The 26585-nt window shown below is 64.6% G+C and carries 32 protein-coding genes and 1 pseudogene; 20 read left to right on the top strand and 13 right to left on the bottom strand.

What is annotated here, in order from left to right; genetic code table 11:
• Window positions 1-272: 272 nt before the first annotated feature.
• Complete coding sequence (locus tag L981_RS24675) at window positions 273-1121, bottom strand: LysR family transcriptional regulator (protein ID WP_043622511.1); 849 nt, start codon at window positions 1119-1121, stop codon at window positions 273-275.
• A gap of 199 nt (window positions 1122-1320) precedes the next feature.
• On the opposite strand from L981_RS24675, the gene L981_RS24670 reads away from it, so the two are divergent.
• From L981_RS24670 to L981_RS24635, 8 genes are all read left to right on the top strand, one after another.
• Entirely contained in the window at window positions 1321-1929 is a 609-nt protein-coding gene (locus L981_RS24670; RefSeq protein ID WP_043622508.1) for a cysteine hydrolase family protein, read from the top strand.
• 180 nt (window positions 1930-2109) lie between these two features.
• Window positions 2110-3447: an efflux RND transporter periplasmic adaptor subunit gene (locus L981_RS24665; protein ID WP_043622505.1), complete on the top strand. Its 1338-nt coding sequence runs from the start codon at window positions 2110-2112 to the stop codon at window positions 3445-3447.
• Between the two features lie 20 nt (window positions 3448-3467).
• Window positions 3468-5411 (top strand): MacB family efflux pump subunit, encoded by a 1944-nt coding sequence (locus L981_RS24660; RefSeq protein WP_043622502.1) that lies wholly within the window; start codon window positions 3468-3470, stop codon window positions 5409-5411.
• A gap of 92 nt (window positions 5412-5503) precedes the next feature.
• Entirely contained in the window at window positions 5504-5926 is a 423-nt protein-coding gene (locus L981_RS24655; RefSeq protein WP_043622499.1) for a hypothetical protein, read from the top strand.
• A gap of 105 nt (window positions 5927-6031) precedes the next feature.
• Window positions 6032-6457 carry a hypothetical protein gene (locus L981_RS24650; RefSeq protein ID WP_043622496.1) on the top strand — a complete coding sequence of 142 codons (426 nt, stop codon included), beginning with the start codon at window positions 6032-6034 and terminating at the stop codon, window positions 6455-6457.
• A 109-nt stretch (window positions 6458-6566) separates the two neighbouring features.
• Entirely contained in the window at window positions 6567-6965 is a 399-nt protein-coding gene (locus L981_RS24645; protein WP_043622493.1) for a hypothetical protein, read from the top strand.
• Window positions 6966-7009: 44 nt separating this feature from the next.
• Window positions 7010-7711 (top strand): Type 1 glutamine amidotransferase-like domain-containing protein, encoded by a 702-nt coding sequence (locus tag L981_RS24640; RefSeq protein ID WP_052202003.1) that lies wholly within the window; start codon window positions 7010-7012, stop codon window positions 7709-7711.
• Window positions 7708-8280 (top strand): nucleotidyltransferase family protein, encoded by a 573-nt coding sequence (locus L981_RS24635; RefSeq protein WP_043622490.1) that lies wholly within the window; start codon window positions 7708-7710, stop codon window positions 8278-8280. Before L981_RS24640 ends, L981_RS24635 begins: the two co-directional genes overlap by 4 nt.
• A gap of 87 nt (window positions 8281-8367) precedes the next feature.
• On the opposite strand, the gene L981_RS24630 is transcribed toward L981_RS24635, so the two are convergent.
• On the bottom strand, window positions 8368-8592 hold the full coding sequence (locus tag L981_RS24630; RefSeq protein ID WP_043622487.1) for a DUF1127 domain-containing protein: 225 nt from the start codon (window positions 8590-8592) through the stop codon (window positions 8368-8370).
• A 113-nt stretch (window positions 8593-8705) separates the two neighbouring features.
• Between L981_RS24630 and L981_RS24625 the strand changes: the two genes are divergently transcribed.
• Window positions 8706-9611, top strand: coding sequence for a LysR family transcriptional regulator (locus L981_RS24625; RefSeq protein WP_043622484.1), 906 nt, complete (start codon window positions 8706-8708; stop codon window positions 9609-9611).
• Window positions 9612-9627: 16 nt separating this feature from the next.
• Here L981_RS24625 and L981_RS34715 read toward each other — a convergent pair.
• Window positions 9628-9711: pseudogene (locus tag L981_RS34715) on the bottom strand (DUF2280 domain-containing protein); the annotation flags it as partial.
• Between the two features lie 32 nt (window positions 9712-9743).
• Between L981_RS34715 and L981_RS34710 the strand changes: the two are divergent.
• The 3 genes from L981_RS34710 to L981_RS24620 all read left to right on the top strand — a co-directional run bounded on the left by L981_RS34710 (window position 9744) and on the right by L981_RS24620 (window position 11554).
• A complete protein-coding gene (locus L981_RS34710; protein WP_156134222.1) occupies window positions 9744-9935 on the top strand; it encodes a hypothetical protein in 192 nt (63 codons plus the stop codon).
• A 410-nt stretch (window positions 9936-10345) separates the two neighbouring features.
• The gene (locus L981_RS35845) at window positions 10346-10477 is read left to right on the top strand and encodes a hypothetical protein (RefSeq protein WP_256364293.1); all 132 of its coding nucleotides are present in this window, start codon (window positions 10346-10348) and stop codon (window positions 10475-10477) included.
• Window positions 10478-10804: 327 nt separating this feature from the next.
• The gene (locus L981_RS24620) at window positions 10805-11554 is read left to right on the top strand and encodes an SDR family oxidoreductase (RefSeq protein ID WP_043622481.1); all 750 of its coding nucleotides are present in this window, start codon (window positions 10805-10807) and stop codon (window positions 11552-11554) included.
• Between the two features lie 372 nt (window positions 11555-11926).
• Here L981_RS24620 and L981_RS24610 read toward each other — a convergent pair whose 3' ends face one another.
• Window positions 11927-12379, bottom strand: coding sequence for an Lrp/AsnC family transcriptional regulator (locus L981_RS24610; RefSeq protein WP_043622538.1), 453 nt, complete (start codon window positions 12377-12379; stop codon window positions 11927-11929).
• Window positions 12380-12493: 114 nt separating this feature from the next.
• Between L981_RS24610 and L981_RS24605 the strand changes: the two genes are divergently transcribed.
• Window positions 12494-13477: a nucleoside recognition domain-containing protein gene (locus L981_RS24605; protein ID WP_043622479.1), complete on the top strand. Its 984-nt coding sequence runs from the start codon at window positions 12494-12496 to the stop codon at window positions 13475-13477.
• A gap of 25 nt (window positions 13478-13502) precedes the next feature.
• On the opposite strand, the gene ftrA is transcribed toward L981_RS24605, so the two are convergent.
• Window positions 13503-14537 (bottom strand): transcriptional regulator FtrA, encoded by a 1035-nt coding sequence (ftrA, locus tag L981_RS24600; protein WP_371258908.1) that lies wholly within the window; start codon window positions 14535-14537, stop codon window positions 13503-13505.
• An 85-nt stretch (window positions 14538-14622) separates the two neighbouring features.
• On the opposite strand from ftrA, the gene L981_RS24595 reads away from it, so the two are divergent.
• From L981_RS24595 to L981_RS24585, 3 genes are all read left to right on the top strand, one after another.
• On the top strand, window positions 14623-15054 hold the full coding sequence (locus L981_RS24595) for a rhodanese-like domain-containing protein (RefSeq protein ID WP_082006149.1): 432 nt from the start codon (window positions 14623-14625) through the stop codon (window positions 15052-15054).
• Between the two features lie 188 nt (window positions 15055-15242).
• The gene (locus tag L981_RS24590) at window positions 15243-15719 is read left to right on the top strand and encodes a GNAT family N-acetyltransferase (RefSeq protein WP_043622477.1); all 477 of its coding nucleotides are present in this window, start codon (window positions 15243-15245) and stop codon (window positions 15717-15719) included.
• Between the two features lie 601 nt (window positions 15720-16320).
• Window positions 16321-16722: a hypothetical protein gene (locus L981_RS24585; RefSeq protein WP_156134221.1), complete on the top strand. Its 402-nt coding sequence runs from the start codon at window positions 16321-16323 to the stop codon at window positions 16720-16722.
• Window positions 16723-16765: 43 nt separating this feature from the next.
• Here the strand turns inward: L981_RS24585 and L981_RS24580 are convergent, their stop codons facing one another.
• Together L981_RS24580 and L981_RS24575 are read right to left on the bottom strand one after the other, a co-directional pair.
• On the bottom strand, window positions 16766-17998 hold the full coding sequence (locus L981_RS24580) for an HlyD family secretion protein (RefSeq protein WP_043622471.1): 1233 nt from the start codon (window positions 17996-17998) through the stop codon (window positions 16766-16768).
• Between the two features lie 3 nt (window positions 17999-18001).
• The gene (locus L981_RS24575; RefSeq protein ID WP_043622470.1) at window positions 18002-18478 is read right to left on the bottom strand and encodes a hypothetical protein; all 477 of its coding nucleotides are present in this window, start codon (window positions 18476-18478) and stop codon (window positions 18002-18004) included.
• Window positions 18479-18769: 291 nt separating this feature from the next.
• Here L981_RS24575 and L981_RS24570 point away from each other — a divergent pair, with 291 nt between their 5' ends.
• Window positions 18770-19495 carry a bifunctional 2-polyprenyl-6-hydroxyphenol methylase/3-demethylubiquinol 3-O-methyltransferase UbiG gene (locus L981_RS24570; RefSeq protein ID WP_043622529.1) on the top strand — a complete coding sequence of 242 codons (726 nt, stop codon included), beginning with the start codon at window positions 18770-18772 and terminating at the stop codon, window positions 19493-19495.
• A gap of 91 nt (window positions 19496-19586) precedes the next feature.
• Window positions 19587-20135: a tetratricopeptide repeat protein gene (locus tag L981_RS33440; protein WP_052202000.1), complete on the top strand. Its 549-nt coding sequence runs from the start codon at window positions 19587-19589 to the stop codon at window positions 20133-20135.
• A gap of 37 nt (window positions 20136-20172) precedes the next feature.
• Here L981_RS33440 and L981_RS24560 read toward each other — a convergent pair whose 3' ends face one another.
• Both L981_RS24560 and L981_RS24555 read right to left on the bottom strand, forming a co-directional pair.
• Window positions 20173-21441, bottom strand: coding sequence for an NAD(P)/FAD-dependent oxidoreductase (locus L981_RS24560; RefSeq protein WP_043622465.1), 1269 nt, complete (start codon window positions 21439-21441; stop codon window positions 20173-20175).
• 138 nt (window positions 21442-21579) lie between these two features.
• Window positions 21580-21894, bottom strand: coding sequence for a DUF1272 domain-containing protein (locus L981_RS24555; protein WP_043622523.1), 315 nt, complete (start codon window positions 21892-21894; stop codon window positions 21580-21582).
• Between the two features lie 70 nt (window positions 21895-21964).
• On the opposite strand from L981_RS24555, the gene L981_RS24550 reads away from it, so the two are divergent.
• Window positions 21965-22999, top strand: a complete 1035-nt coding sequence (locus L981_RS24550; RefSeq protein ID WP_043622462.1) for a GlxA family transcriptional regulator — start codon at window positions 21965-21967, stop codon at window positions 22997-22999.
• Window positions 23000-23007: 8 nt separating this feature from the next.
• On the opposite strand, the gene L981_RS24545 is transcribed toward L981_RS24550, so the two are convergent.
• On the bottom strand, window positions 23008-23592 hold the full coding sequence (locus L981_RS24545; protein WP_052201999.1) for an isochorismatase family protein: 585 nt from the start codon (window positions 23590-23592) through the stop codon (window positions 23008-23010).
• A 6-nt stretch (window positions 23593-23598) separates the two neighbouring features.
• Complete coding sequence (locus tag L981_RS24540) at window positions 23599-24063, bottom strand: Lrp/AsnC family transcriptional regulator (RefSeq protein WP_043622517.1); 465 nt, start codon at window positions 24061-24063, stop codon at window positions 23599-23601.
• A gap of 189 nt (window positions 24064-24252) precedes the next feature.
• Here L981_RS24540 and L981_RS24535 point away from each other — a divergent pair, with 189 nt between their 5' ends.
• Window positions 24253-24972 (top strand): aspartate/glutamate racemase family protein, encoded by a 720-nt coding sequence (locus tag L981_RS24535; RefSeq protein WP_082006147.1) that lies wholly within the window; start codon window positions 24253-24255, stop codon window positions 24970-24972.
• A 113-nt stretch (window positions 24973-25085) separates the two neighbouring features.
• Here L981_RS24535 and L981_RS36075 read toward each other — a convergent pair whose 3' ends face one another.
• Both L981_RS36075 and L981_RS24525 read right to left on the bottom strand, forming a co-directional pair.
• Window positions 25086-25976, bottom strand: coding sequence for a GrpB family protein (locus L981_RS36075; RefSeq protein WP_082006146.1), 891 nt, complete (start codon window positions 25974-25976; stop codon window positions 25086-25088).
• Between the two features lies 1 nt (window position 25977).
• A complete protein-coding gene (locus tag L981_RS24525; protein WP_043622455.1) occupies window positions 25978-26370 on the bottom strand; it encodes a glyoxalase/bleomycin resistance/dioxygenase family protein in 393 nt (130 codons plus the stop codon).
• Between the last annotated feature and the right edge of the window lie 215 nt (window positions 26371-26585).

The following is a 26585-nucleotide window of genomic DNA, read 5'->3' as shown; positions in this document are numbered from 1 at the left end:
CCCCTCACCCGCCTGCCGGCACCTTCTCCCCGCAGGCAGGGAGAAGGGAGAACGCCGCGACCGCCCACTGCAGGAACATCGAGCCTTCAACATGCATCATCGCTTCCCGGCGGAGCAGTCCATGGTTCGGCATCAAATGTTCGCCGGCAGCGACCCCAATTGAGAAGCCGGCTTTCGGCCGCGTCCCCTCTCCCCGCCTGCGGGGAGAGGGCTAGGGTGAGGGGCGAGACTTGCGCACCGCTCAAAGCAGAGTGCACGTCTCGACGCCCCTCCTACCGCCACCCCCGCATCGTCTCCTCGATGAAGGCGGCCACTGCCGCCACGCTCGGCACGCGTGCGCGCTCCGGGTGCATCATCAGGTAGACCGGACGCTCGGCGGTGGCATCCGGTTCGTCCACGGCCTCGAAGCGCGGGTCGCGCCTTGCCGAAACCTCCGGCAGCATCAGTTCGGCGCCGAGCGCAAGGGCGGCCTCCATCAGGATCTCCAGCTTGTCGGCGGTCAGCGCCACGCGGGCATCCGGGCGCAGCCGGTCGAGTGCTTGCATTTCCGGCACATGCGCCAGGGTCGAGCCATAGCGCACGACCGGGCAAGGCCCTGCCCCCTGGCCCTTGGGCCGGAACAGCCGGAAACGCAGCGTGCCGAGGCTTTTCACCCGCACGCTGTCCTCGCCGGCGCGCGCCATGCGGATGGCGATGTCGGCCTCGCGCCGCTCGATGCTCAGCATCTGGTTGTCGGCAACGAGATCGAGCGTCAGGCCCGGATGACGCTGTTCCAGGCGGGCCAGCGACGGCGCCAGAATGGCGCTGAGGACGAAGCCGATGCTCGTCACCCGTACCTGGCCTTTGAGTTCCGCCGTGGTCCGCAACAAGGTCGCCAGCGACAGCGAGGCCTCCTCAGAGATCGTCCTGAGGCGCTCGACAACAGGGGAAAGCACCGGCGTCGGCGTCAGCCGGCCATCGATGCGGTCGAAGAGTGCGGCCCCCACCCGGCGCTCCAGCGCCGCAAGCCTTCGCGACACCGTCGTCTGGTCGACGCCGAGCGAGCGCGCCGCCTGGCTGAGCGTCGCGCCGCGTACCAGATGATCGAGCAGTTCGAGATCCGCCCATGACCCTGCATTCATGCAGATCCGCCTCCGAAAATTTCGGATCACTCTGCGCTGGCGCAGCCGCTAAGATCAAGCCCATAGACAGACCGCTTCGACGAACCAAACCCAGGGGCCGTGGCCCCGGAGCCAACACCCGGCCAGGGCCGACGTCCACCGACCCGCCTTCCACGAACCCATTTCGACCCTCGCGCGCTTGAAAACAAGGAGCCTTCCGATGTCCGATTCCGCCCCCGCTGCAACCCTCTTCACGCTTGCCGGCGTCACGCTCGCCCCGCCTCCGCTTGGGCAGGCGACGCTGGTCCTGATCGACTACCAGAACGAATATCTGGCCGGCCCGGTGCGGCTCGTCGAGCCGGAAGCGGCGATCGAAAAGGCGCGCCAGCTGCTGGTCGCCGCCCGTGCCGCCGGCACGAAGGTCATCCATGTCGCTCATAGGGGAGCCGCCGGAGGCATGTTCGACAGGACGGCGCATCGCGGCGCGATCGTCGATGCGCTGACGCCGCTGCCCGGAGAAACGGTGGTCGAAAAGACGCGGCCGAACGGCTTTTCGGATACCAACCTTGCCGAAGTCGTGGGTCCGGCCGGCACGCCGGTCATCTTCGCCGGCTTCATGACCCACAATTGCGTCTCCTCCACCGCCCGCGCCGCCAAGGATCTCGGCTACGGCATCACCATCGCCGCCGATGCCTGCACCACCCGCGACCTGCCTTCGGCAAGCGGCACCATCTCCGCCCGCGCCCTGCATGAGGCCGAACTTGCCGGCCTTGCCGACCACCACGGCGCAGTCGTCGACGTCGCCGAGCTGATTGCGGCACGGGGCTGACAGACCCGTCATTTCCCGTTGAAAACTGGGGCGTCCGCAGCGGCGGGCGCCTTTCTCTTGCCATGCAGATGGCGAAGATTACGAAAATATAATGATCTCAATGCTTTTCGCCGCGTCCATTCGCTTCTATTTTTGAACCTATCCATTTTTGGCATCGGCGATGCCGGTTAGGCGCAAGCGATGAACAAGACAGCCAAGACGGCGCGAGCCGACACCACGCCCCGCGACGATGCGGCGCCCAACGTCACCTTTATTCCCGGTGCGGTGAAGACGGTGAAGCGCAAACGCCGCGCGCGGTCCTGGCTGTGGCTGCCGGTCATCCTCGCCGTCGCCGGCGCCGGCTATTACGGCTGGACGCGTTACGGCGAAAACCCGGCCTCGACCGCAATGGTGACCGAGGTGGTGACACGCGGCGACATGGAAAACAGCGTCACCGCCGTTGGTACGCTCGACGCGGTCAATTCCGTCGATGCCGGCGCTCAGGTCTCCGGCCAGCTGAAGGCGCTGCATGTGGCGATCGGCGACACGGTCACGCAAAATCAGCTCGTCGCCGAGATCGATCCAGCCACGATCGAAAACCGCATCGAGATCGACCAGGCGGAGCTTGCCAACCTCCAGGCGCAGCTGATTTCCAAGAGGGCGCAGCTGGTTTTGAAACAGGCCAATATCGAGCGGCAGCGCAACCTCGTCGATACCCGGAGCGTGGCGCAGTCCACGCTCGACCAGGCGATTGCCGATCTCGCCGCCGCCGAAGCCGACGTCAACGCCATCGAGGCGCAGATCCGCAAGCAGCAGGCGACCCTTGCCGGCGACAAGGTCGATCTCGGTTACACCAAGATCTATGCCCCGATCTCGGGCACCATTGTCGCCAACCCGGCCAAGGCCGGCCAGACGCTGAACGCCAACCAGACGACGCCGACCATCGTCACCATCGCCGATCTTTCGACCATGACGGTGAAGGCGCAGGTATCGGAGGCCGATGTTACCCGGCTGAAGGTCGGCATGGATGCCTATTTCACCCTGCTCGGCCAACCCGGCAAACATTTTGCCGGCAAGCTTCGCCAGATCCAGCCGATGCCCGACACCGCCAACAACGTCGTGCTTTATTACGCGCTCTTCGACGTGCCCAATCCCGAAGGCGAGCTGATGATGTCGATGAGCGCCCAGGTGTTCTTCGTGCAGGCCGCCGCCAAGGATGTGCTGATCGTGCCGAGCGGCGCCCTGAGCCACCAGGCCAAGGGTACCGGAGATGCAACCGGCCAGGGCAGCAGCCGGCGCGACGGCCAAAGGAACGGAACCGGAAGCGAGCCCCGCAAGGCGCAGGTGACGGTCGTTACCGCCTCCGGCGCGCTCGAAACCCGCGACGTCGAAGTCGGCATTCGCAACCGCGTCAGCGCCGAGATCAAGAGCGGCCTCGAAGAGGGCGAGAAGGTCGTCGTCAGCACCGGATCGACCGGCAGCGGCAACACCCGCGACAACAGAAACCAGCGCGGCATGCGCATGCCGCCGATGTTCTGATCAGGGCTTAGAGACTGGCCATGACCCCGCTCATCTCGCTCAAGCACGTCAGCAAGACCTATTTCAACGGCGACCTCGCCGTCGAGGTGCTGCATGGCCTGTCGCTCGATATCGAGGCCGGCGAGTTCGTGGCGATCGTCGGCCAGTCCGGCTCCGGCAAGTCGACGCTGATGAACATTCTCGGCTGCCTCGACCAGCCGACCGGCGGCGACTACCTGATCGACGGCGAAAGCGTCGCGACCCTCGACAGCGACGAGCTCGCAGCCCTTCGCCGCCGCACCTTCGGCTTCGTCTTCCAGAGCTACAACCTCATCCCGACGGCAAGCGCCAAGGAAAACGTCGAGGTACCCGCCGTCTATGCCGGCATGTCGGCGCGCGACCGGCACGACCGCGCCGAGGCTCTGTTGGAGGCGCTGAAGCTTGGCGAACGCCTCGACCACCGGCCGGGCCAGCTGTCCGGCGGCCAGCAGCAACGCGTCTCCATCGCCCGCGCGCTGATGAACGGCGGCCGGGTGATCCTTGCCGACGAGCCGACCGGCGCGCTCGACAGCCAGAGCGGCTCCGACGTGATGGCGCTGTTGCGCGACATGAACGAGCAAGGCCACACGGTGATCGTCATCACCCACTCGCGCGAGGTCGCCGAACAGGCCGACCGACTGATCGAGATCCATGACGGCCGCATCGTCGCCGATCGCGCCAAGAAGGCCCGGGTGAATGCCGAGGGGGCTGCCGCCCTCGCCCGCCATGTCAGCGAAGGCTCGGCCGCGATCGCCGACGTCACCGAAGCGGTCAAGATGGCGTTCCGGGCGCTGAAGGCCAATCTCTTCCGCACCATCCTGACCCTGCTCGGCATCGTCATCGGCGTCGGCTCGGTTGTCGCGATGCTCGCCATCGGCACCGGCGCGCAGGATTCCGTCCTGAGCCGCATCTCGTCGATGGGCTCGGACCTGCTCGTTGTGCGCCCGAGCATGGCGAATTTCCGCGGCAGCGCCGGCGGAAGCAACGTGACGCTGGTACCAGCTGACGCGGACGCGATCCTGGAGGTGCCGAACGTCGCCTTCGCCGTGCCGGAGATGACGAGCTCCGTCACCCTTCGCCGCGGCAATGTCGACTACCAGACGACCGCAAACGGCACCGTGCCGCAGTTTACGACGGCAAAATCCTGGAAGATCGCCAAGGGCGAGTTCATCAATCAGAACGACATGGAGACCTATGCGCCGGTCGCCGTGCTCGGCCAGACGGTGGTGAAAACACTCTTCCCCGATGGCGACAACCCGATCGGCCAATATGTGCTGGTCAACAAGATCCCCTTCCAGGTGATCGGCGTGATGGCGGAGATGGGCGCCACCTCCTTCGGCAACGACCAGGACGACGTGGTGCTGGTGCCGCTTTCGACCGGCAGCATCCGCCTCTTCGGCCAGCGCAACATCCGCACCATCACCGTTCAGGTGAAGGACGGCTCGGCGATCGACATCACCCAGCAGACGATCCAGGCGCTGCTCGACCAGCGCCACAAGCGCCAGGACACGCAGATCACCAACATGTCCTCCGTGCGCGAAGCCTTCACCGAGACCTCGAACACGCTGAAGCTGTTCCTCGCCTCGGTGGCCGCGATCTCGCTGCTCGTCGGCGGCATCGGCGTCATGAACATCATGCTCGTCTCCGTCAGCGAGCGCACCCGCGAGATCGGCGTGCGCATGGCGACCGGCGCCCGCCAGCGCGATATCCTCTTGCAGTTCATCATAGAAGCGCTGGTCGTCTCGGCGATCGGCGGCACGCTCGGCGTCGCGCTCGGTCTCGGCACCGGCGCGCTCGCCGGCCAGTTCGGCATGCCCGTTTCCTTCACCGTCGGCCCGGTGGCGCTCGCCTTTGCCTGCGCCTTCCTGACCGGCCTCGTCTTCGGCTTCCTGCCCGCCCGCAACGCCTCGCGCCTGCAGCCGGCGGTGGCGCTGAGTGCGGACTAGGCAAGAGCGACGTTCCTGCCCGTCAGACGGTAGACAAGTGTCGCGACACGACCCAAGATAGCAGGCACTGCACGCTCGGGGGATGATTCGCGATGTGGAAGGCGTTTGCCGTTTTTTACTGCCTGTTGGCGACGTTCGGCGTTCTGCTTGGCGGCTACATCATGGCGGGCCGGTCAGTGCCGATGTCAACTATCGGCCTTGGCCTGGCTTCCGTGGCCTTCGTGATGGTGTTGTTGACCGCCGTCGGGCTCGTCGCCTACGCCTTCAACCTGAATGCCCCACCCTATGGGCTCTGGCGGCCGCTGAGCTGGCTCATCGGCATCTATCAGCTGCTGGTGTCGCTGCTCAGCGTCGTGCGGTTCGCACAGATGTTCGCCACCATCCCGGCCGGAAGCGACGTTGGTGTCACGAACCTGATCTGGCTGGTCCTCGGCCTGGCTCTCAACTATTTCAGCTGGCTCGGCGTCTGGCGCTATGGGCAGCGCATGGTGCAGCAACCGGCGCAAGCGCGGTAGAGGCAGGCGTTGCGGGATCTACTTCACGCTGGTGCGAATCCTGCGGCAAAACCCCGTTCCTGCTGAGGACGGAGGAAGCATTCCGGTTGGGAGATACGTGTCGCGATGTGGAAGGTGTTTGCCGTTCTTTACGGGCTGATTTTCGTTTTCCTGCTGTCACTGGCTTTCGTCACGCTACCCCCTGAAATCGCCGTGCAGCTGTCGTCCGCCGACCGGGCCCTGTTCTATGCGGTCCTGGCCGTGGAATTTGCGGCCATGATAGGCGTCTTTGCCTACGCCTTCGACCTGAGGGTCCCGCCCTTGTCATTCTGGCGGCCATTCAGCTGGGTTCTCGCCTGCTGGTGTCTCTACACGTCGCTGGCCGATGCCTGGGATCTCGTCACGCTCATTACCAGCCCCCAGCCCGGAGACGAAGGCCTGCTGTCGGCCTCCTTCGGTTTGCTGTTCCTGCTCCTTCTCAACTATTTCGGCTGGCTGGGCGTCTGGCGCTATGACCGCCGCATAGCGCAGCAACCGGCCTCCATGGCCTAGCGGCGGCACGCAGGCCGCTTGGCCTTGCGACGACCTGTCCCGCCGAACGATGGACAAGGCGCCCATCACCGCCGAAGCTGCCACCAACGCAGATACAGGATGATTCGCGATGTGGAAGGCATTTGCAATTTTCTACGTGCTCAGCCTCGCCTTCGGTCTGGTCATAGGCGCGACGCTGCTTCTGGGCCTGTGGGACGAGATGGCATACGGGATCAAGATCCTCGGCGGCATCAGCCTGGTCATGGCGCTGGCAACGGCGATCGGCCTCGTCGCTTACGCCTTTAACCTGCAGGTCCCCCCCTTCGGGTTCTGGCGGCCCTACAGCTGGCTGCTCGGCATCCTTCTCGGCGGCCTGTCGCTGATCAGCGTCGTGCGATTTGCCGGTCAGTTCGAAGGCGGCGATGACCTCACCAGTCTGCTCTGGCTTTGCCTGTCCCTTCTGGTCAACTATTTCAGCTGGCTCGGGATCTGGCGTTACGGCCGCCGGGTGAAGGCGATCGCAGGCTAGCCCGGGCGAACCGGGCTTTAGCCCTTCGTCACGACAGGAAAGACATGCTCAACCTCGTCCTCTACAGCGACCAGATCGTCCCCGCCTGCGCGGCGATCGACCTCAGACTTGTGGAGATGATGGCGGCACGCGGCGCCGGTAACCGCATCGCCTATGTCGCCTCCGGCCCGGAACCGGACCGCGACTTCTTCCTCGCCGGGCAGGCCTATTACGGCAGGCTGGGTCTCGAACTCGCGCTGTTCTTCGATCTGGACGAACCGCATTCGGCAGACGACATTGCAGCGCTCTTCGCCTCAGACGCCATTCACCTGGCAGGCGGTCACACCGGCGGCTTTCTCGAACGGCTGAAGCGAAGCGGCATGCTCGGGCCGCTCAGCGACTGGGCACGGTCCGGCGGCATCCTCATCGGCGTCAGCGCCGGCGCCATTCTCATGGCCCCGACGATCGCGACCGACGCGCTCTTCATCGGTGAACGGCCCGAGGACATCGAAGACGGCGCTGCACTCGATCTCACGCCCTTCGAGTTCTTCCCGCATCTCGGCGACGACGACGGCTACCTGCCCGCGCTTCTGCGCTACAGCCTGTCGACGCCGCGACCGATCCTTGCCTGCAACGATGGCGACGGCATCGTCGTTTCGGGCGGGCGGATCGAGTGTTTTGGTAATCCTCTATGGATCGCCGCGGGCGCCGCGCGACCGCCGACGGAGCCCATGCTCCAGGGCTTCATGCGGATACAGATGCCATGACGGACCTGCAGACCATCGTCCAGCAGAGCCCACTCGTGGCTCCGATCCTCGATCGCTGGGACCGGATTGCCCTGCCCGACGCATGGCTGGCGGCCGGCGCGGTTGCGCAGACTGTCTGGAACCATGCCTTCGCCCTCCCGCCGACGCACGGCATCGGCGATATCGACATCGTCTATTTTGACGGTGACGACCTCTCGGAAGAGGTGGAGGCGGCGCATGCGAAGCGGATCGAAGGCCTGTTTGTAGACCTGCCCGTGCGGATCGACGTCAAGAACGAAGCGCGCGTCCACCTCTGGTACGAAGAAAAGTTCGGCGCGCCGATCAGGCCCTATCGATCGACGCGAGACGCGATCGCGACATTTCCGACGACGGCAACCGCTGTCGGCCTTCGCCCGTCCCGGGACGGATTGGAGATCTGCGCCCCTTTCGGCCTTGCGGACCTGCTCGCACCGATCGTGCGCGCCAACAGGAGCCAGATCACCCGCGCAATCTACGAGCGCAAAGTTGAACGGTGGCGCGCCCTTTGGCCAGGCCTTGCGATCGAAAGCTGGGACCTGAAGCCGGCTTGAGGCGAGACGCACTTGCGACGGCAACCCCGGCGCTTGAGACCGGGGAAGGCGCGCGGGCCGCTTGAGGCCGTGCGCGGGCTGAAACCGCTACATCGCACCTGCCCGCGCAGCTTCCGCATGCCGGACGGCCATGGACCCTTCGCGCACCGGTGGCGGCGCGGCCTTGCGCCGTCCAAGCTTCGCCTCCGCCTCCGTCAGGCCGATATCGGCAAGCCGCTCCGCATCGAGGTCGCGCAGGTGCTGCAATTGCCAGTACCGCGAGCGCGGCGAGGCAACGAGATAAAGACCGAGTTCCCGGATCATGTCGAACATCCATGTTTCGTTTCCAACCATGGACACAATCTGCGCCTCGACATCTCCTAAAAGAAGCTTAGCATTCCTATTCCACGCATAAGAGAAACTTTGATAACAAGAGAAACCCGAGCATGAGTGCGCTTGATCTCGACTATCTCAAAACCTTGGCGCTGGTCGCCGAACTCGGCAGCTTTTCGGCCGCCGCCGAGCGCCTGGGCCTGACCCAGCCGGCGGTCAGCCTGCAGGTGCGGGTACTGGAAAGACAGCTCGGCGTGCGACTGGTCGAACGGGTCGGCCGCAGGGCGCGGCCGAGTGCGGCCGGCGAGGAACTGCTGGCCCATGCCGGCAGCATCGAGGCTGCCACCAGCCGGGCGATCGAGGCCGTCGCCCGCCACGCCAAGGGCGTGCTCGGCCGCGTCCGGCTCGGCACCGGCGCCACCCCTTGCGCCTTCCTGCTGCCGCCGCTCCTGGCCGACCTCAAGCGTCGCTTTCCCGATCTCGACATCACCGTGACGACGGGCAACAGCGCCGACATCGTCCGCGCGGTTGACGAGAACGTCCTCGACATCGGCCTCGTCAGCCTGCCCGTCTCCGGCCGCATCTTCGACATCACCCCGCTCTTCGACGAGCGCTTCGTGGCGATTGCGCCGCTCGGAACCGTTCTGCCCGATACCGTCACGCCCGCGATGCTCGCTGAACGGCCGCTGATCCTCTACGAGCCCGGCGCCAATACGCGAAGGATCACCGACGAATGGCTGGCCACCTCAGGCACGGCCGTCAAGCCGGTGATGGCGCTCGGCAGCGTCGACGCGATCAAGGAAATGGTCGCCGTCGGCCTCGGCTCGGCCCTGGTCCCTGAAATCGCCCTTCGGCCCGGCGACCGGGAACGCCTGGTGGTGCGACCCGTCAGCCCAACGCTCTTCCGCCGTTTCGCCCTGGTGCTTCGAAGCGACAAGCGGCTCGACCGGGCCCTGCGCGAAACGCTCGCCGCCCTGAAGACGACGGCTGCGCTTGGACAGCCCGACATCAAGCCCTAAACCCCTTTTAGGGCCTAGCGACGACAGACGGGCTGTCGAAGCATGCCGGAGCCTGAACGATGTAGCACTTGACCTCATCGTTTAGTTTTGGTTTGGCCATTGGTCTGTCAAAGTCCGTCAAAGGAGCAAGAAGTGACGAAGTACGATCCCGATAGATTGAAACTCCGCATCCAGGGACGCGGCCTGAACACGTGGAACTGGCAGTTGCTGCTCGATGGCAAGCAGATCGTCAAATCCGGAACCATCTCGGGCTCGAGACGCAATGCCGAAGTCGCGGCCGAGGCCGTCTTGCGCGATATGTCGACTGCGCCGGACAAGGACTAAGCGGTTCGAAGCTGGCAGGCGCCGCATGCATGCGCGCTGCACTCTGGCGATCTCGGGTTTCTGGTTGGCTGCATCAACCATGGCCCGGACGCCGGCAGCACCCAAACGTCCGGCTACTCCCGCGAGCGCCTCGTGTGCACGGATGACGAACACCGGGCGGCCAGCCGATCCGCTGAACTTCGGGGCCTGCCGAAAGCATCTTGAGGATTGTTAGACCGAAGAGCGCTGACGAGCGGGGTGCATGACATCGCAACCTCTATCCTCCTGAGGGCACAAGTTGAGACATCGGGGGAACCGGGCCCGAGGTCCGGCTCCCTATTCAGGCATGCGGGATTAGCAGCCCTGGCGCGCCCTTGGATAGTGGGGTGAAAGCGGGTATTTCTCGTCCATCAACCAGAGGAGTCTAGGTGATGGCTAAAGGTCAGGTTCGCAGCAACAAAGAGGTTCGCAAGCCGAAGAAGGACAAGGTCGAGAAATCGGCGGCGCCAGCCCTTGGCTCGCAGGTAAAGAATAGCGAGAGCGCGCTCAACAAAAAGAAGTGACCCTGCTCGGGTGACAAACCGGTACGGGGCGGCCACGGCCGCGCTTGCCAGATTGGAAAAGCCGCCCGGTGAAAAATTGGGCGGCTGCGATTAGTACAGTCTGGGTGCCGCACATGGCGGATCTCAGCCACTTCGATCCGCACTGCGCCGCAATGGCAGCTGCCGCTCCCGGTCTTCAGCATCCTTCCCCCCATCCTTGTCGACCCGGGCTATGCCGCCGGTGCGATTGAAAATCTGCGCCGTCACAATCACCGATCGGAAATCGGGTGGGCGCTGATGCCCGCCGGCAGTAGTCAGGGCGCCTCAATCAAGAGAAGGGAAAAGTCCATGACCATGCTGCAAGACAAGATCGTGATCGTCACCGGTGCGTCCTCCGGCATCGGCCGCGCGGTCGCGAGGCTCTTTGCCGCCGAGGGCGCGAAGATCGTCGCCAACGCTCGCGGCGAAGAACAGCTCGACACCGTCGTCGAAGCGATCCGAAAGGACGGTGGCGAAGCGGTCGCGGTTGGCGGCGACGTCACCGCGGAAGACACCCATATCCGGCTGGTGGAAGCGGCGCTCAAGCACTTCGGCGGCCTCGACATTGCCGTCAACAATGCCGGCGCCGTCAACGTCATGAAGCCGGTCGCCGAGATCACGCTTGAGGAATGGCAGCAATCGCTTGCCACCAACCTCACCTCCGCCTTCCTCGGCGCCCGCCACCAGATCCCGGCGATGCTTGAGCGCGATGGCGGCTCGCTGGTCTTCACCTCCACTTTCGTCGGCACCAGCGTCGGTATTCCCGGCATGGCCGCCTATGGCGCGGCAAAGGCCGGCCTGATGGGCCTCGTCAAGGGCATCACGGCCGACTATGGCGCAAAGGGCATCCGCGCCAATGCGCTCCTGCCCGGCGGCGTCGACACGCCGGCGGCCGGCAGCAAGGAAAACAAGGAATGGGCGGCCGGCCTGCACGCCATGAAGCGCATCGCCCAGCCGGAAGAAATCGCCCAGGCCGCCCTCTTCCTGTCCGGCCCGATGGCAAGCTTCGTCTCGGGCGCCGCACTCTTTGCCGATGGCGGGAATGCTGCGGTGAAGTGACGACCGAACAGTGCACGCCGGGGGCAGACGTCTCGTCACGCCCCCGGTCAACCGACAATCATTGCGAGTGTCGCCAAATTGCCTGATCCAGCGTCGATCGTGTGGACGCGATACTATCCGGCACGGATCGCAACCGACCCAGGAAGCTACTTCCTTGTCGGAAAGCTCGAACAGGACTTCGGGCCCATACGGTTTGGCGACGAGGGCCAGCAATGGGCAGTAATGTCTATCGCTGACTTCCTCGACCACCCTGAAGTCGTCGAGAGTTTGAAGAGCAGATTGCGCGACTATCTCGTTGAAAGCACTTGATTTGGATGCCGGCAAGCCCGCCAGCGCCTGTCGTTTCGGCTCGCCCGCGTGGTCCGGCGCCCCTCACACCGGTATCTCCGTCGTCTCCTTGCCGGTGCGGATCACGAAGGCGGTATAATAGCGCGCGACGTTGGTTTCCTCTCGAAACAGCCGCTCGGTCAGGGCGTCGAGCTCGTCCATGTCTTTCAGCCGCAGCATCAAAATGGCGTCGGTCTCGCCGCTGACGCTATAGGCCTGGACCACCGCCGGCTCCCTGGCCGCCATGTCGAGAAAGCGGCGGATATATTGTTCGCCGTGGCGCTCGAGTTCGACGGTGATGATCGCCTTCATGGTGCGACCGGCCTTGGCCGGATTGAGAACCGCGACGATGCGGTCGATGACACCCGCCTCATGAAGCCGCCGGATGCGGCGCAGGCAGCTCGAAGGCGACAGGCCGACTTCCGCTGCAAGCTCGGCATTGGTGCGCGAGGCATCCACCTGCAAGAGCCTCAAGAGCTTGCTGTCGATCTTGTCCATGTTCATCCCCGTTTCGGCCCCATGCAATTTTATTGCACGAAAGTGCATATTTTGACCACAACTGCGAAGCGCCTCGCGTTAGTCCTTGGACAACAAATTCAAGGAGAGACCGCCATGCCCGTTCTGATCATTTTTTACCGCAAGACACTCGCCACGCTCGAAGTCTACTGGGACCTGGTGCGCATCATCGTTCCCGTCACCATCGCTACCCATGTGCTGCAGGAACTCGGCGTCATCCGCGCCGTCGCGCCGGTTTTCGAGCCGCTGATGACGATCGTCGGCCTGCCGCCGGAGTTTGCCTTTGCCTGGTTGACGGGCCTGCTCGTCGGCATCTGGGGCGCCGTGGTGGTCGTCTTCACGCTGGTGCCGGTCTCAGAGCTGACGACCGCCGACATGACGGTGTTTTCGGCGCTGATCCTGGTAGCGCACGCGATCCCGATCGAGCAGCGCATCATCCAGAAGGCCGGCCCGAGCTTTCTCGCCACGGCCTTGATCCGTATCGGCGGCGGCCTGGTCTTCGCAGCGCTGCTCCACCAGGTCTTCGCGCTGACCGGCTGGCTTTCGACGCCGCTGGCGCCGAGCTGGATACCGGCGAACGAGACGGCCACCTGGACCGGTTTTGCGTGGAGCACGCTGAAGACCCTTGCCACCATGCTCGTCGTGCTGCTCTCGCTGAGCTGGCTGATCGAGATCCTGAAGCTTGTCGGCATTCTCGGCTGGCTGAACCGGGCCATGGCGCCGCTCTTCCGTCTGGCCGGCATCCAGACGCAAACGGTGCCCTTCACCGCCGTCGGCGTGCTGCTCGGGATTTCCTATGGCGGCGCGCTTCTGATCCGCGAGGCGCGCGAGGCAAAGGTCGAGCCGCGCCAGGTCTTCCTCGCCTGCGTCTTCATGGGTTTCGGCCACAGCCTGATCGAGGACACGCTGGTGGTCGTGGCACTGGGCGCGGATTTCGCCAGCGTCTTCTTCGGCCGGCTGGTTTTCGCCATCGTCGCCACCGCGATCATCGCCCGGGTGGTCGCTTCGGCGCCGGACGCCGTGTTTTTCCGCTCCTTCTTCCGCAAGGACGGCGGCGAGCCCGCCCTGTCGGAGGCTTGAAGCCTGCAATCGAGGCGCGGCGGCGCTATTCCGCCGCGACCTTTACAGCCAGTGCAGGACCCGGCATCCGCCCGAAGGCGGCGCGATAGGCGGCGGGCGTGGTCGAAAGCTGCTGTCGGAAGTGGTGGCGCAGCGTCTGGGTGGAGCCGAATCCGGAAGCCTCGGCCACCTGCTCCATGCCGAGTGCCGTTTCCTCCAGCAATTGCCGGGCGCGCGACAGCCGCTCTGACAAGAGCCAGCGCGCCGGCGTCGTGCCGGTCGCCGCCTCGAAGCGGCGCAGGAAGGTGCGTTCGCTCATGCCGGCAGCCTTTGAAAGCGCTGCAATCGAAAAATCCTCGCCGAGCCGCGCGCGCATCCGGTCAAGCAGCGGCCCGAGCCTGGCGCTCTCGTGCACGTCCGGCACTGCCCGCTCGATAAACTGCGCCTGGCCGCCGTCGCGATGCGGCGGCACGACGAGACGACGGGCCACGCGGTTGGCAGCCTCGCTGCCGAAATCGCGGCGGATCAGATGCAGGCAGAGATCGATGCCGGCGGCACTGCCCGCCGAGGTCAGAACCTGGCCGCCATCGACGTAAAGTACATCCGGCACCACCTCGATATCGGGATAGAGCGCCTTCAGCTTGTCGGTATAGCGCCAGTGGGTCGTCGCCCGGCGGCCCGATAGCAGACCAGCCGCCGCCAGCACGAAGACGCCGGAGCAGATGGAAAGCACACGCGCGCCGCGGGCGTGGGCATCGCGCAGCGCCGCGCTCACCGCTTCCGGCACCGGCTGGTCGGCGCCGCGCCAGCCGGGCACGATGATCGTACCGGCCTGCCTCAAAAGCTCGATGCCGCCGTCGGCGACGAAGCGCACGCCGCCGGTGGCTCTGAGTTCTCCCGGATCGACCGAGGCGACGGCGAAGCGATACCAGCCCTCGCCCATTTCCGGCCGCGCCAAGCCGAACATTTCGACGGCGACGCCGAACTCGAAGGTGCAGAGCCCGTCATAGGCGAGCGCGACGACAAGCGGGTTCTGGAGCGATTGAGAAGCGGAAAACGACTTTGGCATGATCTTGAGCATATATGGCAATGTTGCCAACTGCCAGCCCCGATCGAGCGCTGCTACACATCTCCTCGTCAACATGCACCGAGCCAAGGAGAGCCAGATGAGCACCGTCACCGAAATCCCCGCCGCATCCCCCGAGATCGCCATTGCCCATTTCGCCGGGCGCCTGAGCGTCGAGACCGATTGCTCCGACGTCGCCCAGGCGCTGAAGAGCGGCGATCAGGATTTCGTGCTGCTGCACGTGGTCGGCTCGGATGCGGCCTATGCCCGCCGCCACGTGCCGGGCGCGATCCACCTGCCCCACCGGCAGATTTCGGCCGAGCGTTTGGCCGAATGGGCGCAAGACACCCTGTTCGTCGTCTACTGCGCCGGTCCCCATTGCAACGGCGCCGACCAGGCCGCACTCAAGCTCGCCCGCCTCGGCCGGCCGGTGAAGCTCATGATCGGCGGCATCACCGGTTGGGAGGACGAAGGTCTCGCCTTTGCGACCGGCGCTGCCCCCGGCGAAGCGCAGGCGCTGCTCGCCGCTTGAGCCGGCGCCGAAGGCCCTTTGCAGCGCCGCACGCCTAACCGGATGCACGGCGCTGCAGCATTCTGGATCGCGGTCGGTTTCAGCCTGAAATCGATCGCGATTGCAGCCGATGATGCGGTAGGATCGCCCCTTCACCGGGCCTCTGTAACCCGCGCCGGCCCGCTAACCCCTTTGCACGAGGTATCGCGATGACCGCGTCACCCCTTATCGTCCGCCCATTCGAACGAGATGACGTCGCCTGCGTGCTGCGACTGATGCGCGACCTTGCGGTGTTCGAAGGCTACATCGACGATTTCCGCGTGACCGAGGGCGATCTGATCGCGCACGGACTTGGCGACAACCCGCGCTTCGGCGTGCTGGTCGCCGAACTTGACGGCCGCGTCGTCGGCATCGCCGTGCACTACGTCATCCCCTGGACCTACGACCTGAAGCCGACGCTCGTGCTGAAGGAGCTTTTCGTCGATGAAACAGCACGTTCCCTGGGCGCCGGCGCGGCGTTGATCGCAGCGCTGAAACGCCACGCCGCGGCGATCGGCGCGCCGCGTATCGAGTGGTCGGTGCTTGCGAGCAACGACGATGCGAAGCGCTTCTATCGGCGCCAGGGCGCCGTGCTCGACGCAATCTGGGAGCCCTGGGCGCTGTCGATCGGGAGTGATGACGCCTAAAAGAATGTGTCGGGATCCCGCCTTTGCCCCTGCGGGCTATTGTCAGGAAAATCCTGGCCCTATCGGGTGAATAAGTTGGGGATTTTCCCGTAACCCAAATTGACTATTAAAATCCCCCTAAATTCCATTGCTTTCAGCGGCCGGTTTTGCCACACTGTACTTGCGATTGCGCCCCGGAAGTATGCAATCCCCGGAAGAGTATGCATGCTTGCGGTTATATTGCAGTGCAGTTGCTTTATTAATTTAATTGCGCGCTTGAGCCTCCGTCCCCACGGGGGCTCAATCATTTTTGGGGCCCGTTTGGGTCCTTGACCGACTGGCATTGTCGGGACTTTCCAGAAATCGCAGCAAGGTGTAGACGCAACGGAAGATGGCGCCCCGAACCGGGCGCTCCCGTCACGATTGCGGCAGGCCATTCTTGAAAATCAGCCGTCTTTGCACAGCCCTCGCCCTGATGCTCCTGGCCTCCCCGAGCGCAGCCGGTTCCTTCGAGACCATGTCCGAGGAGGACGTCGCAACCTATCTCCTGTTCGGATTGGATCGGCATGCCCCGGCACCGCCCGGCCCCTTGACCTTCTCCCCGGCGGCAAAGCCTTTGACGGTGGCCATCGCCATGGTGGAAGGCTCCCAGCGCGCCGAAATCGGGCGAATTACCGTCGAACGCACCGGGGCCTGCAGCTTCAGGGCAGAGCTTTCGGACACGGGGGCGCTTGCGGTCTTTCGGGCGGGAACGTTCTCCGTCGATTTCTCCGCCCTTGAAACTGTCGAGGTGGGCAAGACCGACGATGGGGCCGTGACGATCTTTGCCGGCGCGAAGATGCGCTGCCTCGCATCGCAATTCGACGGCGCATGCGACCGTTTCAACAGCAAGGACGGCCCGCGCGGGCTTTGGCGCTGGAGGATCGGTCCGATGGAGAAGAACAAGAGCGGGAATGTGCAGACCGACCGGGCAAGGCTGAAAGAAGCCGTGGCTCACATGAAGGGCAAGGTCTGCGTGCAATAGGCACCGGCCGGGATCGAGAACCCCGGCCGGTTTGGCTTGTCGCTTAATGTCCGCCGAGCACCAGCGTCTGCACCGGCAGCATCAGCGCCTGGATGCGCAGGATCGCCGCATGCACGAGGCCGACGGTATCGACGCCATGCAGATAGACCCATTGCAGCGTGCTGATCCCGGGCTTGTCCAGTTCCTCGTGGTTGCTGGTATAGGCATTGGCGATGCAGCTGCTTCCGGGCGGCACGTCGTCGAGCACGCCGGGGTAAAGTGGCTCCATCACCACGGTCAGCGTGCCTGGCTGCGAGATCTGCGCAACGTCGATCAGCTGGTCGCTGGCGCGCACCTGACCGGCGGCGATCACGTCCTGCACCTCGGTGACAACAAGCGGGATGATGGTGAACGGCTTGCCGACGCAGGTCGCCTCCCCGATCATGCCCACCTTCATCACCTGCGCCTCGATCTGCCCGAAGCCGGCCACCAGTCGTGCCCGGCCCGCGTCTTCGGGAACGAGCACGCCGGCGGGCCTCAAGAGCGGGTTGACGATTTCGCCGACCCGGAGCGTAAACTGCTGCAACGTGCCGGACACGCCTGCGCGCACAGTGGTCTTGGTGATATCGACCTCCGCCTGCTTCAGCGCCGCCTCGGCGCTGGCCTTTTGCGAGGGTAGCAGCGAGGAAAGCTTCGTCTCCAGCGTCTGCTTGTTGGACTGGGCGGCCGTCAGCGCGCCCTTGCGCCCCTCGAGATTGACCTGGCGGCGCTCGATCTCACGACGGGCAACGACATTGGGGTTGAGCTTGTTGAGCTCGACCTGGGTGTCGTACTCGTCCTGCGCCTGCTGCACGGCGGCCTGCGCCTGGACGATCACGCCGTCGGCGGCGACAAGTTCGGTGCGGGCAACGGTCGTCTCGGCGTCGACCTCGGCGATCTGGCGCCGTGCGACCTCGGCCTTCGCCTCTTCCTCGGAACTGTCGAGCTTGAACAGCGGCTGGCCGGCCTTCACCTTCTCAAAGCGCGTGGCGTAGATCTCGGTCACGCGCCCGTTGGTCTCCGGCAGCACCGCGACGGTGCGGAACGCCGCAGTCACGTTTTTCGTCGACGGGTGGAAGTAGAAGATCAGGGTAATCAGCGAGATCGTCAGCACGATGCAGGCGGTGATGCCCCAGCGCAGTTCGAACCACATGGAGTAGATGGTGATCTCGCGCCCGATGCGCTTCCCTTGACCGTAACGGCGGAAGAGATAGTCGGGCAGGATGGTCAGCATCGAGCAAAGGATGAACTCGAACATGGCTTATGCCTTCCCTTCCGTCGACGGCTGATCGGGTGACGCGTGGCCGGGCAAAGCGCGCGGCAGCGGCAGCGGCTCGGTTGCAGCCGGATCCGCCTCCGTCGCCGCCCGTTCCGCGGCTGCAGGTTGATCAACCACCTTGCCGGCAATCTTTTCCAGCGAGCCGGCGATCGACGACAGCGGCGACGAAAAATCGGGAAGGTCGATCAGCGCCAACAGCAGCGCTGCGCCCCAAAGGATGTTGTTGTGGGTGAGCAGCGACAACAGCGCCAGAACCGCCACCAGCTCGAGCTGGATCTTGTTGGTCTTGTGCGCCATGAGCTCCGGCAAGGAGTGCAGTCTGAGATAGATCGTGCCGAGCGCGAAGACCGAAACGATCAGGAACACGGCGACCGCATTGAGGAGCCAGTCGGACTGGCCGGGCGCCGTGATAAAGCCTGGAAGATGATGAATGGCAGCAGGATGGATGGCTTCGGACATTACGCCTCCGCATATCGGACTGGACCACGAGAATCGTACATTAGCACACCGCTAGAAAACAAAAACAAAAGCTTGCACGTCAAGCGCAACTTGACATTGCGGAGCCGTGCACCCTAACAAATCGCCGCGAAGACGCATTGAAATGCCGCCGCGTTCGAGCAGGATCAAAGCCAGCTTGCTGTTCCCGCGGGAACGGCGTTGGATGCCGGAGCGGCCTATCGCGCGCAGGCATCTGCGCCGCGCGACGCGCCGAGCGACTCGCGCCACGCATTGCCGAAGAAGGAGACCGCCATGGCCCAGAACATCTATGATCGTCCGGAATTCTTCGAGGGTTACAGCCAGCTCGGGCGCTCGGTGCACGGTCTTGCGGGTGCCGCGGAATGGCCGGCGATCCGCGCACTCCTGCCTGATCTGTCGGGCAACCGCGTCGTCGATCTCGGCTGCGGCTATGGTTGGTTTTCGCGTTACGCCCGCGAGGCCGGTGCCGCCCACGTGCTCGGGCTCGATCTCTCCGAGAAGATGATCGCCCGCGCCAAGGCCGACACGTCAGATGCGGCGATCGACTACCGCATCGCCGACCTCGACCAGCTCGACCTGCCCGAGGCAAGCTTCGACTTCGCCTACAGCTCGCTTGCCTTCCACTATGTCGAGGATTTCGGCCGGCTGGCCGCGACCATCCACCGGGCGCTTGCGCCCGGCGCCCATTTCGTCTTCACCATCGAGCACCCGATCTACATGGCCTCGCTCAACCCCGGCTGGCGCATCACCGATGGCGAGCGCACCTGGCCGGTCGACCACTACTCAGCCGAAGGCCCGCGCACGACAAACTGGCTCGCGAAAGGCGTGATCAAGCACCACCGCACGATCGGCACGACGCTGAACACGCTGATGTCGGTGGGCTTCGCGATCCGCCATGTTCAGGAGTGGCGGCCGACGGAAGAACAGATCGCCGAGATCCCGGCGCTGGCCGAAGAGGTCGACCGGCCGATGATCCTGATCGTCAAGGTGCAGAAGTAGTCCGTAGCCGATGTTGCCGGTCGCTTTGCTGCTTCCCGGGCGACGGGTATCTCGCGCAGAAGTCACTGTTCAAAATAGGACGATTGTCCGCATGCCAACCTTCCGGAAAGCACCGACAATTGCGTTCTTCACAGTCGCGACGCTCTTTGGGCTGGGGCTGGTTAGTGGCGACTTTGCAGCGGCCGGGATGAACGAAGCGACGGAAGCGTTCAGGCGAGCGGAGTATCGAGACGCATATCGCCACGCCCTGCCAGAGGCCGAGCGCGGCAATGTTGCGGCACAGAATATGGTGGGATCCCTATATTCATATGGTCGCGGAGTGGAACAAGACTACTCCAAGGCGTTTCAGTGGTTCAAACGCGCGGCTGATCAAGGTGATCTCAGCGCACAATATGCCGTTTCCCAATCGTACGAGACCGGTCGCGGTGTCGAGCAAGATATCCAAGCCGCTGTTCACTGGCTTAGGAAGGCAGCAGAAGGTGGGTTCTCACTCGCTCAATTGTCTCTTGCACACCACTACCGCGAAGGCCTGGGTGTGCCGAAAGATCCAGAACAGGCGTCACATTGGGAGGCGCGGAGCGAACAGGACCCAGCCAACCAGATAATTGGAGAAGCACTGGATCGCATTGGCGAAGAATAAGACCGTGCCCGAACGCATAGCGACCTGTCGGCTTCCCCTACCCCTTCTCCTTCAATGTCTCTTTCTGAGTGATCAGCCGGGCGCTGTGCTGCCCGCTGAGATAAGTCCAGAACCAGCTCCAGGCGACGGCGAAGCGGCTGCGGGTGCCGATCAGGAAGTAGATGTGGGCGATGCCCCAGATCCACCAGGCAAGCGCGCCCTTGAGCTTGAAGCGGCCGAAATCGATGATCGCGGCGCGCCGGCCGATGGTGGCAAGGCTGCCCTGGTGGCGATAGCGGAAATCAGCCGGAGGCTTGGCGCCTGAAAGCCGCGCGCGGATGACGTCGGCCACATAGGCGCCCTGCTGCTTGGCGGCGGGCGCAATGCCCGGCACCGGCTTGCCGCCGTCATAGGTAACGGCAGCCGTGTCGCCGATGACGAAGACGTCGGGATGGTTGGGAGCGGTGAGATCAGTCCCGACGATCGCACGGCCGGCGCGGTCGGCCGGGATATCCACCCAGCGGGCAGCGGGCGACGCCTGCACACCGGCGGCCCAGACGAGCGTGCGGCTGCCGACGAATTCGTCGCCGATAACAACGCCCTCCTCCGTGCAGGAGGTCACAGGCGTGCCGGTGCGCACCTCGACGCCGAGGCGCTCAAGCTCCTTGACCGCATAGGCAGACAGATCCTCGCTGAAGGCGGCGAGAATGCGCGGCCCCGCTTCGACCAGGATCACACGGGCCTGCCGGGTGTCGATGCGGCGGAATTCGTCGGGCAACGTGCGGTGCGCCATCTCGGCGATGATGCCGGCAAGCTCGACGCCGGTCGGGCCGGCACCGATGACGGTGAAGGTCAGGAGGGCTGCACGAAGATCAGGATCCTCTTCGAGCTCCGCCCGTTCGAAGGCGAGCAGCACGCGGCGGCGGATCGTCGTCGCATCCTCCAGCGTCTTCAGGCCGGGCGCGAAGGGTTCCCATTCGTCATGGCCGAAATAGGCATGCGTCGCCCCGGTCGCCAGCACCAGCGTGTCATAGGCGATCCGCTTTCCGTCCCGGAGCACCACGGCCTTTCCGCCCTCGTCGACATCGCTCACCTCGCCAAGCAGCGTCGTCACCTCCGGCCGGTCGCGCCAAAGGCTGCGGATCGGCCAGGCGATCTCGGAGGTCGCAATCAACGTCGTTGCGACCTGGTAGAGCAAGGGCTGGAAAAGATGATGGTTGCGGCGGTCGATGAGCGTGATCCTGACCGGTGCGCCGGCGAGCCCCTTGACGAGCTGCAATCCGCCGAACCCGCCACCGACGACGACCACGTGATGCCTGTCCTGCATGTTCTTCCCAGTCGGCTTTCGACTGGCCTTCCGTTGGACATGCCACAACATTGGGGTTGTGGCAGCCAAGCACAAGCGCAACCACCTCATGTCACCCTTGCAAAAAGTCAAGAACGGCGCGGAAAGCCGCCGCTCCGGTCAGCGCTCGTTCGGCGCGAGATGCCGGATCCGCGCCACATGCGCCTGAATATCCTCCGCCGTGAAGGGCGAATGACGGCGAATGTCGCTGGCGGGATCAAAGCCGAGGCCAAGGCGCTTTTCCGGGCGAAATGACCGCAGGGGCCGGATCGGTCTTGGCGCAAATCCGCCGCCGCAGGTCGGGCAGACATTGTGAAGCACGGTTTCCGCGCAGCTTGCGCAATAGGTGCATTCGTAAGAGCAGATGCGCGCATCCTGAGAGGCCGGCGGCAGGTCGCGGTCGCACAGTTCGCAGTTCGGTCTGAGTTCCAGCATGGTCGGCTCCAAGGGTGACGGATAATGGACCCGCTTGCTCCCATGAAAAGCCTTTGGCATAAATGACAATATGCCCTCGTTTTACGCCAAACCCGAAAAAGCGGCGCGAACCGTCGTGATCGTGCTTTTCGACCGCACCAAGCTGATCGACGTGACCGGCCCGCTGCAGGTCTTCAACGACGCCCGCACCGCGTCGGGTTCCCGGGCCTATGCGGTCTCGCTGGTCTCCGAGTTCGGCGGACCGGTCGCAACGGATACTGGCGTTGCGCTCGACACAAGCCCCTTTGCCGATTGCGCCCCGCCCGACACCCTGCTCGTCTCGGGCGGGCAGAGCGCACTGGAAGCGGCGAATTCGGAAGGACTGCAGGCGTTCCTTTCCGCCATGGCCGGCCGATGCCGGCGCCTCGGCTCCATCTGCCTCGGCGCGTTCATTCTGGCACGCGGCGGCCATCTCCATGGGCGGCGGGCAACGACCCATTGGGAGGATTGCGCCCAGTTGCAGCAGGATTTCCCAGAGATCGATGTGCGGGAGGATTCGATCTTTGAGGAAGATCGTGGCGTCTGGACCTCAGCCGGCGTCACCGCCGGCATCGACATGGCGCTGGCGATGGTCGAAGAGGACCTCGGCCGCAGCGAGGCCCTGCGGCTCGCGCGTTCCCTGGTGCTTTACGTCAGGCGCACGGGCGGCCAGCGCCAGTTCAGCGCCGCCTTGCACCAGCAGATGACGAGCCGAAGCGACCGCTTCGATACGCTGGTGGCCGAGATCCGCGCCGATTTGGCAGCCGACCTCTCCGTGCCGCGGCTTGCGGACATGGCGCGCATGAGCGAGCGGAGTTTCTCCCGCCTGTTTACGCGAGAGGTGGGCGCAAGCCCGGCGCAGTTCGTCGAGGAACTGCGGGTCGATGCGGCCTGCGAGGCGATAGAGCGCGGGGACGTGCCCGTCTCGCAAGCCCCGTTCCTCTTCGGCTTCGGCAACGCCGAGCGCATGCGCCGCGCCTTTCAGCGCCGCAAGGGCATCGCGCCGTCTGACTATCAGGCGCGCTTCGGGCCTATAGCGCCACGCGCCTTGTCAGACTTGCAACTGGCCGACATCGTGAACCGGTGAGAGGAAACTTACGCAGCCACGAAAGTGATATCTTCCGCCGCATCCGTGAGCACGATCTCGTCGCCGAGCGACCATTCGGCCGCACGTGCGGCCAGCCGCGCCGGCACCATCGGCGAGCGGCCGGGACCGGGCGGCACGTCGTAGGTGGCGTGCGCATCATTGGCGAGGATCACGGTGAAATCCTTCGCCATCGCCGTGCGGGCCGTCGCCGCCAGGCACATCTCCGAAAGCATGCCGCAGATCGCGATCGTCTCGATCTTGCGCGCCCTCAGTTGGTCTTCGAGGTCGGTGCCGTCGAAGCCGTCGTCGTTCCTCTTGCGCACCACCACCTCCCCGGCCTTCGCGGGAAAGAACAGCTGCCAGCCATCGGTCTCCGGTTCGTCGACAGCGCCCTTCGGCCCATCGTTCTGCAGGAAGATCACCGGCACGCCGGCCGCACGCGCATTCTCCAGGAGCAGGCCAACGGCCCGCTGCAGGTCGACATGGCCGGGCACGGCTTCCGGCCCGGCAATGAAGGCCCGCTGCACATCGACAACCACCAGCGCATCGGCAACCTCGCCGCCGACCGCCTGGCTCACTGCATCCTTCGTCATTTCGCCTCACACCGCATAATCGACCGGCACCGCCGTGCCGCTCTTTAAGATTTCCATCGAGATCGAGGCGGAGACGTCGAAGAGTTCGACCTTGCGCACGATCTGCTTGTAGACCACGTCGTAATGCTCGACACGCGGCAGCACGACCTTGACGATATAGTCATGATTTCCCGTCAGACGATGGGCCTCGACGATTTCGGGGATATCGCTGATCGCGCGGCGGAAGGTCTCGATCCATTCGTCCGAGTGATGCGCCGTCTTGATCAGCGCAAAGACCGTCGTCGGCACGCCCATGCGCTCGCGGTCGAGCACGACGATGCGCCTGGCGATGTAGCCCGCCTCCTCCAGCCGCTGGATGCGGCGCGAACAGGCCGAAAGCGATAGGTTCACCCGCTCCGCCAGTTCGCCAACAGCCACGCTTGCATCCTGCTGCAGCAGCGCGAGCAGCTTCCTGTCTCTATCGTCGAGCACGCCGATCCCTCCCATGATCTGAAACTCACGCGCCTCATATTTGCACATTTACTCATGAATGCACAAACAGATCGCGCGAAAAACCGCTTTCGATCCGATCAAAGCGAACCATTGCCGCCGACCGTGCGGCATAGTTCCTCCCATCAAACGGCGGCCGCAACGGACGGCGGCAAAAGCGGACAGAGAGGAATGGTTATGCGCAAGATCGGTCTTATCGGCGGCATGAGCTTCGAAAGCTCGGCAGTCTACTACCGCATGGTCAACGAGGCCGTCCGCGAGCAACTGGGCGGGCTGCATTCGGCCGAGGTGCTGCTGCATTCCGTCGATTTCCAGTCGATCGTCGACCTGCAGAAGGCCGGCCGCTGGGAAGACGCCGCCAAGCGCCTTGCCGATGTCGCCCGCGGCCTTCAAGCGGCCCGTGCGGACTGCGTGCTGATCTGCACCAACACCATGCACCTGATCGCCGACGCTGTTCAGGCGGCGATCGACATCCCCCTCATCAACATCATCGACGAGACGGCCATGCGCCTGAAGGCTGCAGGCAGCCGCCGGCCACTACTGCTTGCCACCCGCTACACCATGGAGCACGGCTTTTACGCCGAACGCATGAGAAGCCACGGCATCGACATCCTGGTGCCGGATGCAGACGGCCGCACGCTCGTGCACGATGTCATCTTCGATGAGCTTTGCGCCGGCAAGGTGCTGCGCTCCTCCCGCCGGGCGCTGATCGAATTGATCGACAAGGCCGAAGCGCAAGGCGCGGACGCTGTCATCCTCGGTTGCACCGAAATCTGCCTGACCCTCGACCCCAGAGCCCTGCCGCTGCCGGGCTTCGATTCCACCGCGATCCACGCCGAAGCCGCGGTTGCGTTCGCGCTGGAGGGTATCTGCCTAGCGCGAGCGGCTTGAGCGCAACGCTCAGGCCTTGGAGGCTGATGCTCGAAGGACGGCAAAACCCACTCCTTCGGCACGGCCCTCATATCCCCGAGGATGACTCATTCGGGTCAAGCCTCGGGGATGATTTAGCGGTTGCGCGCAAGCGGCCGCAGAAAGACACGCTCATAGCTCACGAACGGCGGGTCGTCGGCATATCGCGCATTGGCGGCAATGCCATCCGGATCGGCGGCGACATCGCTGCGATAGCGCAGATACGCCGCCTCGTCCGGAAAGGTGAAGAGTGCGACGGCGATGTCGCCGGCGCCGTCTTCGCCCACCCCCGGAAAGCTGGCGCCGACGCCTGCGGGTTTTTCGCGCGGCACGAAATAGCCGTGATGCGTCCCGCCGTGCCGCTCAATCAGCGTCATCCAGGTCTGCGCATAGGCCTCGAACTCCGCCAGGCCGCCCGGCTTCAGCCGGTAGCGGATCTCGCAGGTGATGGATGTCTGTGACATGGCGGACTGATCTCCCGTCATCCGGTCTTCGCGCTCGACGATCGCGTTGACGAAGCGCGTCTTCTCGGTGGTGTAGCGATCGCCGTCATGGCGATAGGCCTCGGCGAGGTTCGCCTTCAGCGCCGCGTAGGCCGAGGCGGTGTCTGCATGCCCGCGCAGATGGTCGCGGAAGACCAGGCGGCGTCGATGGGTCTCGTTGTCCGGCGGGCAGAGATAGACCCGCTGTTTCGGGTCACTCCCATGCAGCATGAAGGCCCAGACATCGTCGTCGTAGCGGTTGCCGCGCGCCTGATAGCCGGCCGAAACGAGCAAGGCACTGGCAGCCGCAATGTCGGACAGCCCCCTCACGGTCACGTCGATATCGATGACGGCCTTTGCCGGCATGCCGGGAACGGCCGTGCTGCCGATGTGGTCGACGGCAATCACCAGCGCACCCAGGACACGCCGCAGTTCCTGCGCGATCTCCGAGTAGCGCTGCGGCCAGCTGGGATCATAGGCAACGATCTCCACCCGCGTCGCCATTTCAGGGCGCCGCGTCGTTGTCGACGCCGCCCTCTCTCGGACGCGGCCCGCGAAGGCCGATGCAATTACCCCAGGGGTCGCGCACCTGGCACATCCAAAGCCCCTCCTGGATCGCCATCGGCCCGCGATAGAGGGGCGCGCCGAGCGCATCGAAATGGGTGAGCGCGCGATCGAGGTCCGCGACCGCCCAGTAGACGACGGAACCGGCAGTCCCGCTCGCCACCTTCTCGTCGGCCTGAACGATCTCGAGATCGATGGCGCCGATCCGCAGATAGGCAAAATCAAAGGCGGCAAGAAACCGGCGTTCAGCGTCAGGAAATGCGCGCTGATACCAGGCAAGCCCCGCCTGCGTATCGGCCACATGCACGAGAATGGCCGCCACGCCGTCCGTCATCAAACACTCCATCCGCCATCCGGATCGACTTGATACAGGATTCGCGGCCGTCTCAGGTGGAAATCGCCGGGGCGGCCGCTTGGCCGCGCTCGTCTGAGCCGCCCCCCACCGCCCGCCAGTCGCATTCGGCCAATCCCGCCGGACTGAACGGATCGACCAGCGTGCCCGAGACGATCGAGGCGAGCAGCGCCTGCATCGGCGGGGTGTGCGCGACC

It is taken from the genome of Ensifer sp. ZNC0028, assembly GCF_000799055.1.
GTDB lineage: Bacteria > Pseudomonadota > Alphaproteobacteria > Rhizobiales > Rhizobiaceae > Ensifer.
The sequence above is the reverse complement of the archived record's forward strand: the minus strand, read 5'-3'. Positions and strand labels throughout refer to the sequence as shown.

Coding starts and splice junctions, on each gene's coding strand:
- L981_RS24675 (WP_043622511.1), bottom strand. CDS start 1,121: ATGAATGCAGGGTCATGGGCGGATCTCGAACTGCTCGATCATCTGGTA.
- L981_RS24670 (WP_043622508.1), top strand. CDS start 1,321: ATGTCCGATTCCGCCCCCGCTGCAACCCTCTTCACGCTTGCCGGCGTC.
- L981_RS24665 (WP_043622505.1), top strand. CDS start 2,110: ATGAACAAGACAGCCAAGACGGCGCGAGCCGACACCACGCCCCGCGAC.
- L981_RS24660 (WP_043622502.1), top strand. CDS start 3,468: ATGACCCCGCTCATCTCGCTCAAGCACGTCAGCAAGACCTATTTCAAC.
- L981_RS24655 (WP_043622499.1), top strand. CDS start 5,504: ATGTGGAAGGCGTTTGCCGTTTTTTACTGCCTGTTGGCGACGTTCGGC.
- L981_RS24650 (WP_043622496.1), top strand. CDS start 6,032: ATGTGGAAGGTGTTTGCCGTTCTTTACGGGCTGATTTTCGTTTTCCTG.
- L981_RS24645 (WP_043622493.1), top strand. CDS start 6,567: ATGTGGAAGGCATTTGCAATTTTCTACGTGCTCAGCCTCGCCTTCGGT.
- L981_RS24640 (WP_052202003.1), top strand. CDS start 7,010: ATGCTCAACCTCGTCCTCTACAGCGACCAGATCGTCCCCGCCTGCGCG.
- L981_RS24635 (WP_043622490.1), top strand. CDS start 7,708: ATGACGGACCTGCAGACCATCGTCCAGCAGAGCCCACTCGTGGCTCCG.
- L981_RS24630 (WP_043622487.1), bottom strand. CDS start 8,592: ATGTTCGACATGATCCGGGAACTCGGTCTTTATCTCGTTGCCTCGCCG.
- L981_RS24625 (WP_043622484.1), top strand. CDS start 8,706: ATGAGTGCGCTTGATCTCGACTATCTCAAAACCTTGGCGCTGGTCGCC.
- L981_RS35845 (WP_256364293.1), top strand. CDS start 10,346: ATGGCTAAAGGTCAGGTTCGCAGCAACAAAGAGGTTCGCAAGCCGAAG.
- L981_RS24620 (WP_043622481.1), top strand. CDS start 10,805: ATGACCATGCTGCAAGACAAGATCGTGATCGTCACCGGTGCGTCCTCC.
- L981_RS24610 (WP_043622538.1), bottom strand. CDS start 12,379: ATGGACAAGATCGACAGCAAGCTCTTGAGGCTCTTGCAGGTGGATGCC.
- L981_RS24605 (WP_043622479.1), top strand. CDS start 12,494: ATGCCCGTTCTGATCATTTTTTACCGCAAGACACTCGCCACGCTCGAA.
- ftrA (WP_371258908.1), bottom strand. CDS start 14,537: ATGCTCAAGATCATGCCAAAGTCGTTTTCCGCTTCTCAATCGCTCCAG.
- L981_RS24595 (WP_082006149.1), top strand. CDS start 14,623: ATGAGCACCGTCACCGAAATCCCCGCCGCATCCCCCGAGATCGCCATT.
- L981_RS24590 (WP_043622477.1), top strand. CDS start 15,243: ATGACCGCGTCACCCCTTATCGTCCGCCCATTCGAACGAGATGACGTC.
- L981_RS24580 (WP_043622471.1), bottom strand. CDS start 17,998: ATGTTCGAGTTCATCCTTTGCTCGATGCTGACCATCCTGCCCGACTAT.
- L981_RS24575 (WP_043622470.1), bottom strand. CDS start 18,478: ATGTCCGAAGCCATCCATCCTGCTGCCATTCATCATCTTCCAGGCTTT.
- L981_RS24570 (WP_043622529.1), top strand. CDS start 18,770: ATGGCCCAGAACATCTATGATCGTCCGGAATTCTTCGAGGGTTACAGC.
- L981_RS33440 (WP_052202000.1), top strand. CDS start 19,587: ATGCCAACCTTCCGGAAAGCACCGACAATTGCGTTCTTCACAGTCGCG.
- L981_RS24560 (WP_043622465.1), bottom strand. CDS start 21,441: ATGCAGGACAGGCATCACGTGGTCGTCGTCGGTGGCGGGTTCGGCGGA.
- L981_RS24555 (WP_043622523.1), bottom strand. CDS start 21,894: ATGCTGGAACTCAGACCGAACTGCGAACTGTGCGACCGCGACCTGCCG.
- L981_RS24550 (WP_043622462.1), top strand. CDS start 21,965: ATGCCCTCGTTTTACGCCAAACCCGAAAAAGCGGCGCGAACCGTCGTG.
- L981_RS24545 (WP_052201999.1), bottom strand. CDS start 23,592: ATGACGAAGGATGCAGTGAGCCAGGCGGTCGGCGGCGAGGTTGCCGAT.
- L981_RS24535 (WP_082006147.1), top strand. CDS start 24,253: ATGGTTATGCGCAAGATCGGTCTTATCGGCGGCATGAGCTTCGAAAGC.
- L981_RS36075 (WP_082006146.1), bottom strand. CDS start 25,976: ATGGCGACGCGGGTGGAGATCGTTGCCTATGATCCCAGCTGGCCGCAG.
- L981_RS24525 (WP_043622455.1), bottom strand. CDS start 26,370: ATGACGGACGGCGTGGCGGCCATTCTCGTGCATGTGGCCGATACGCAG.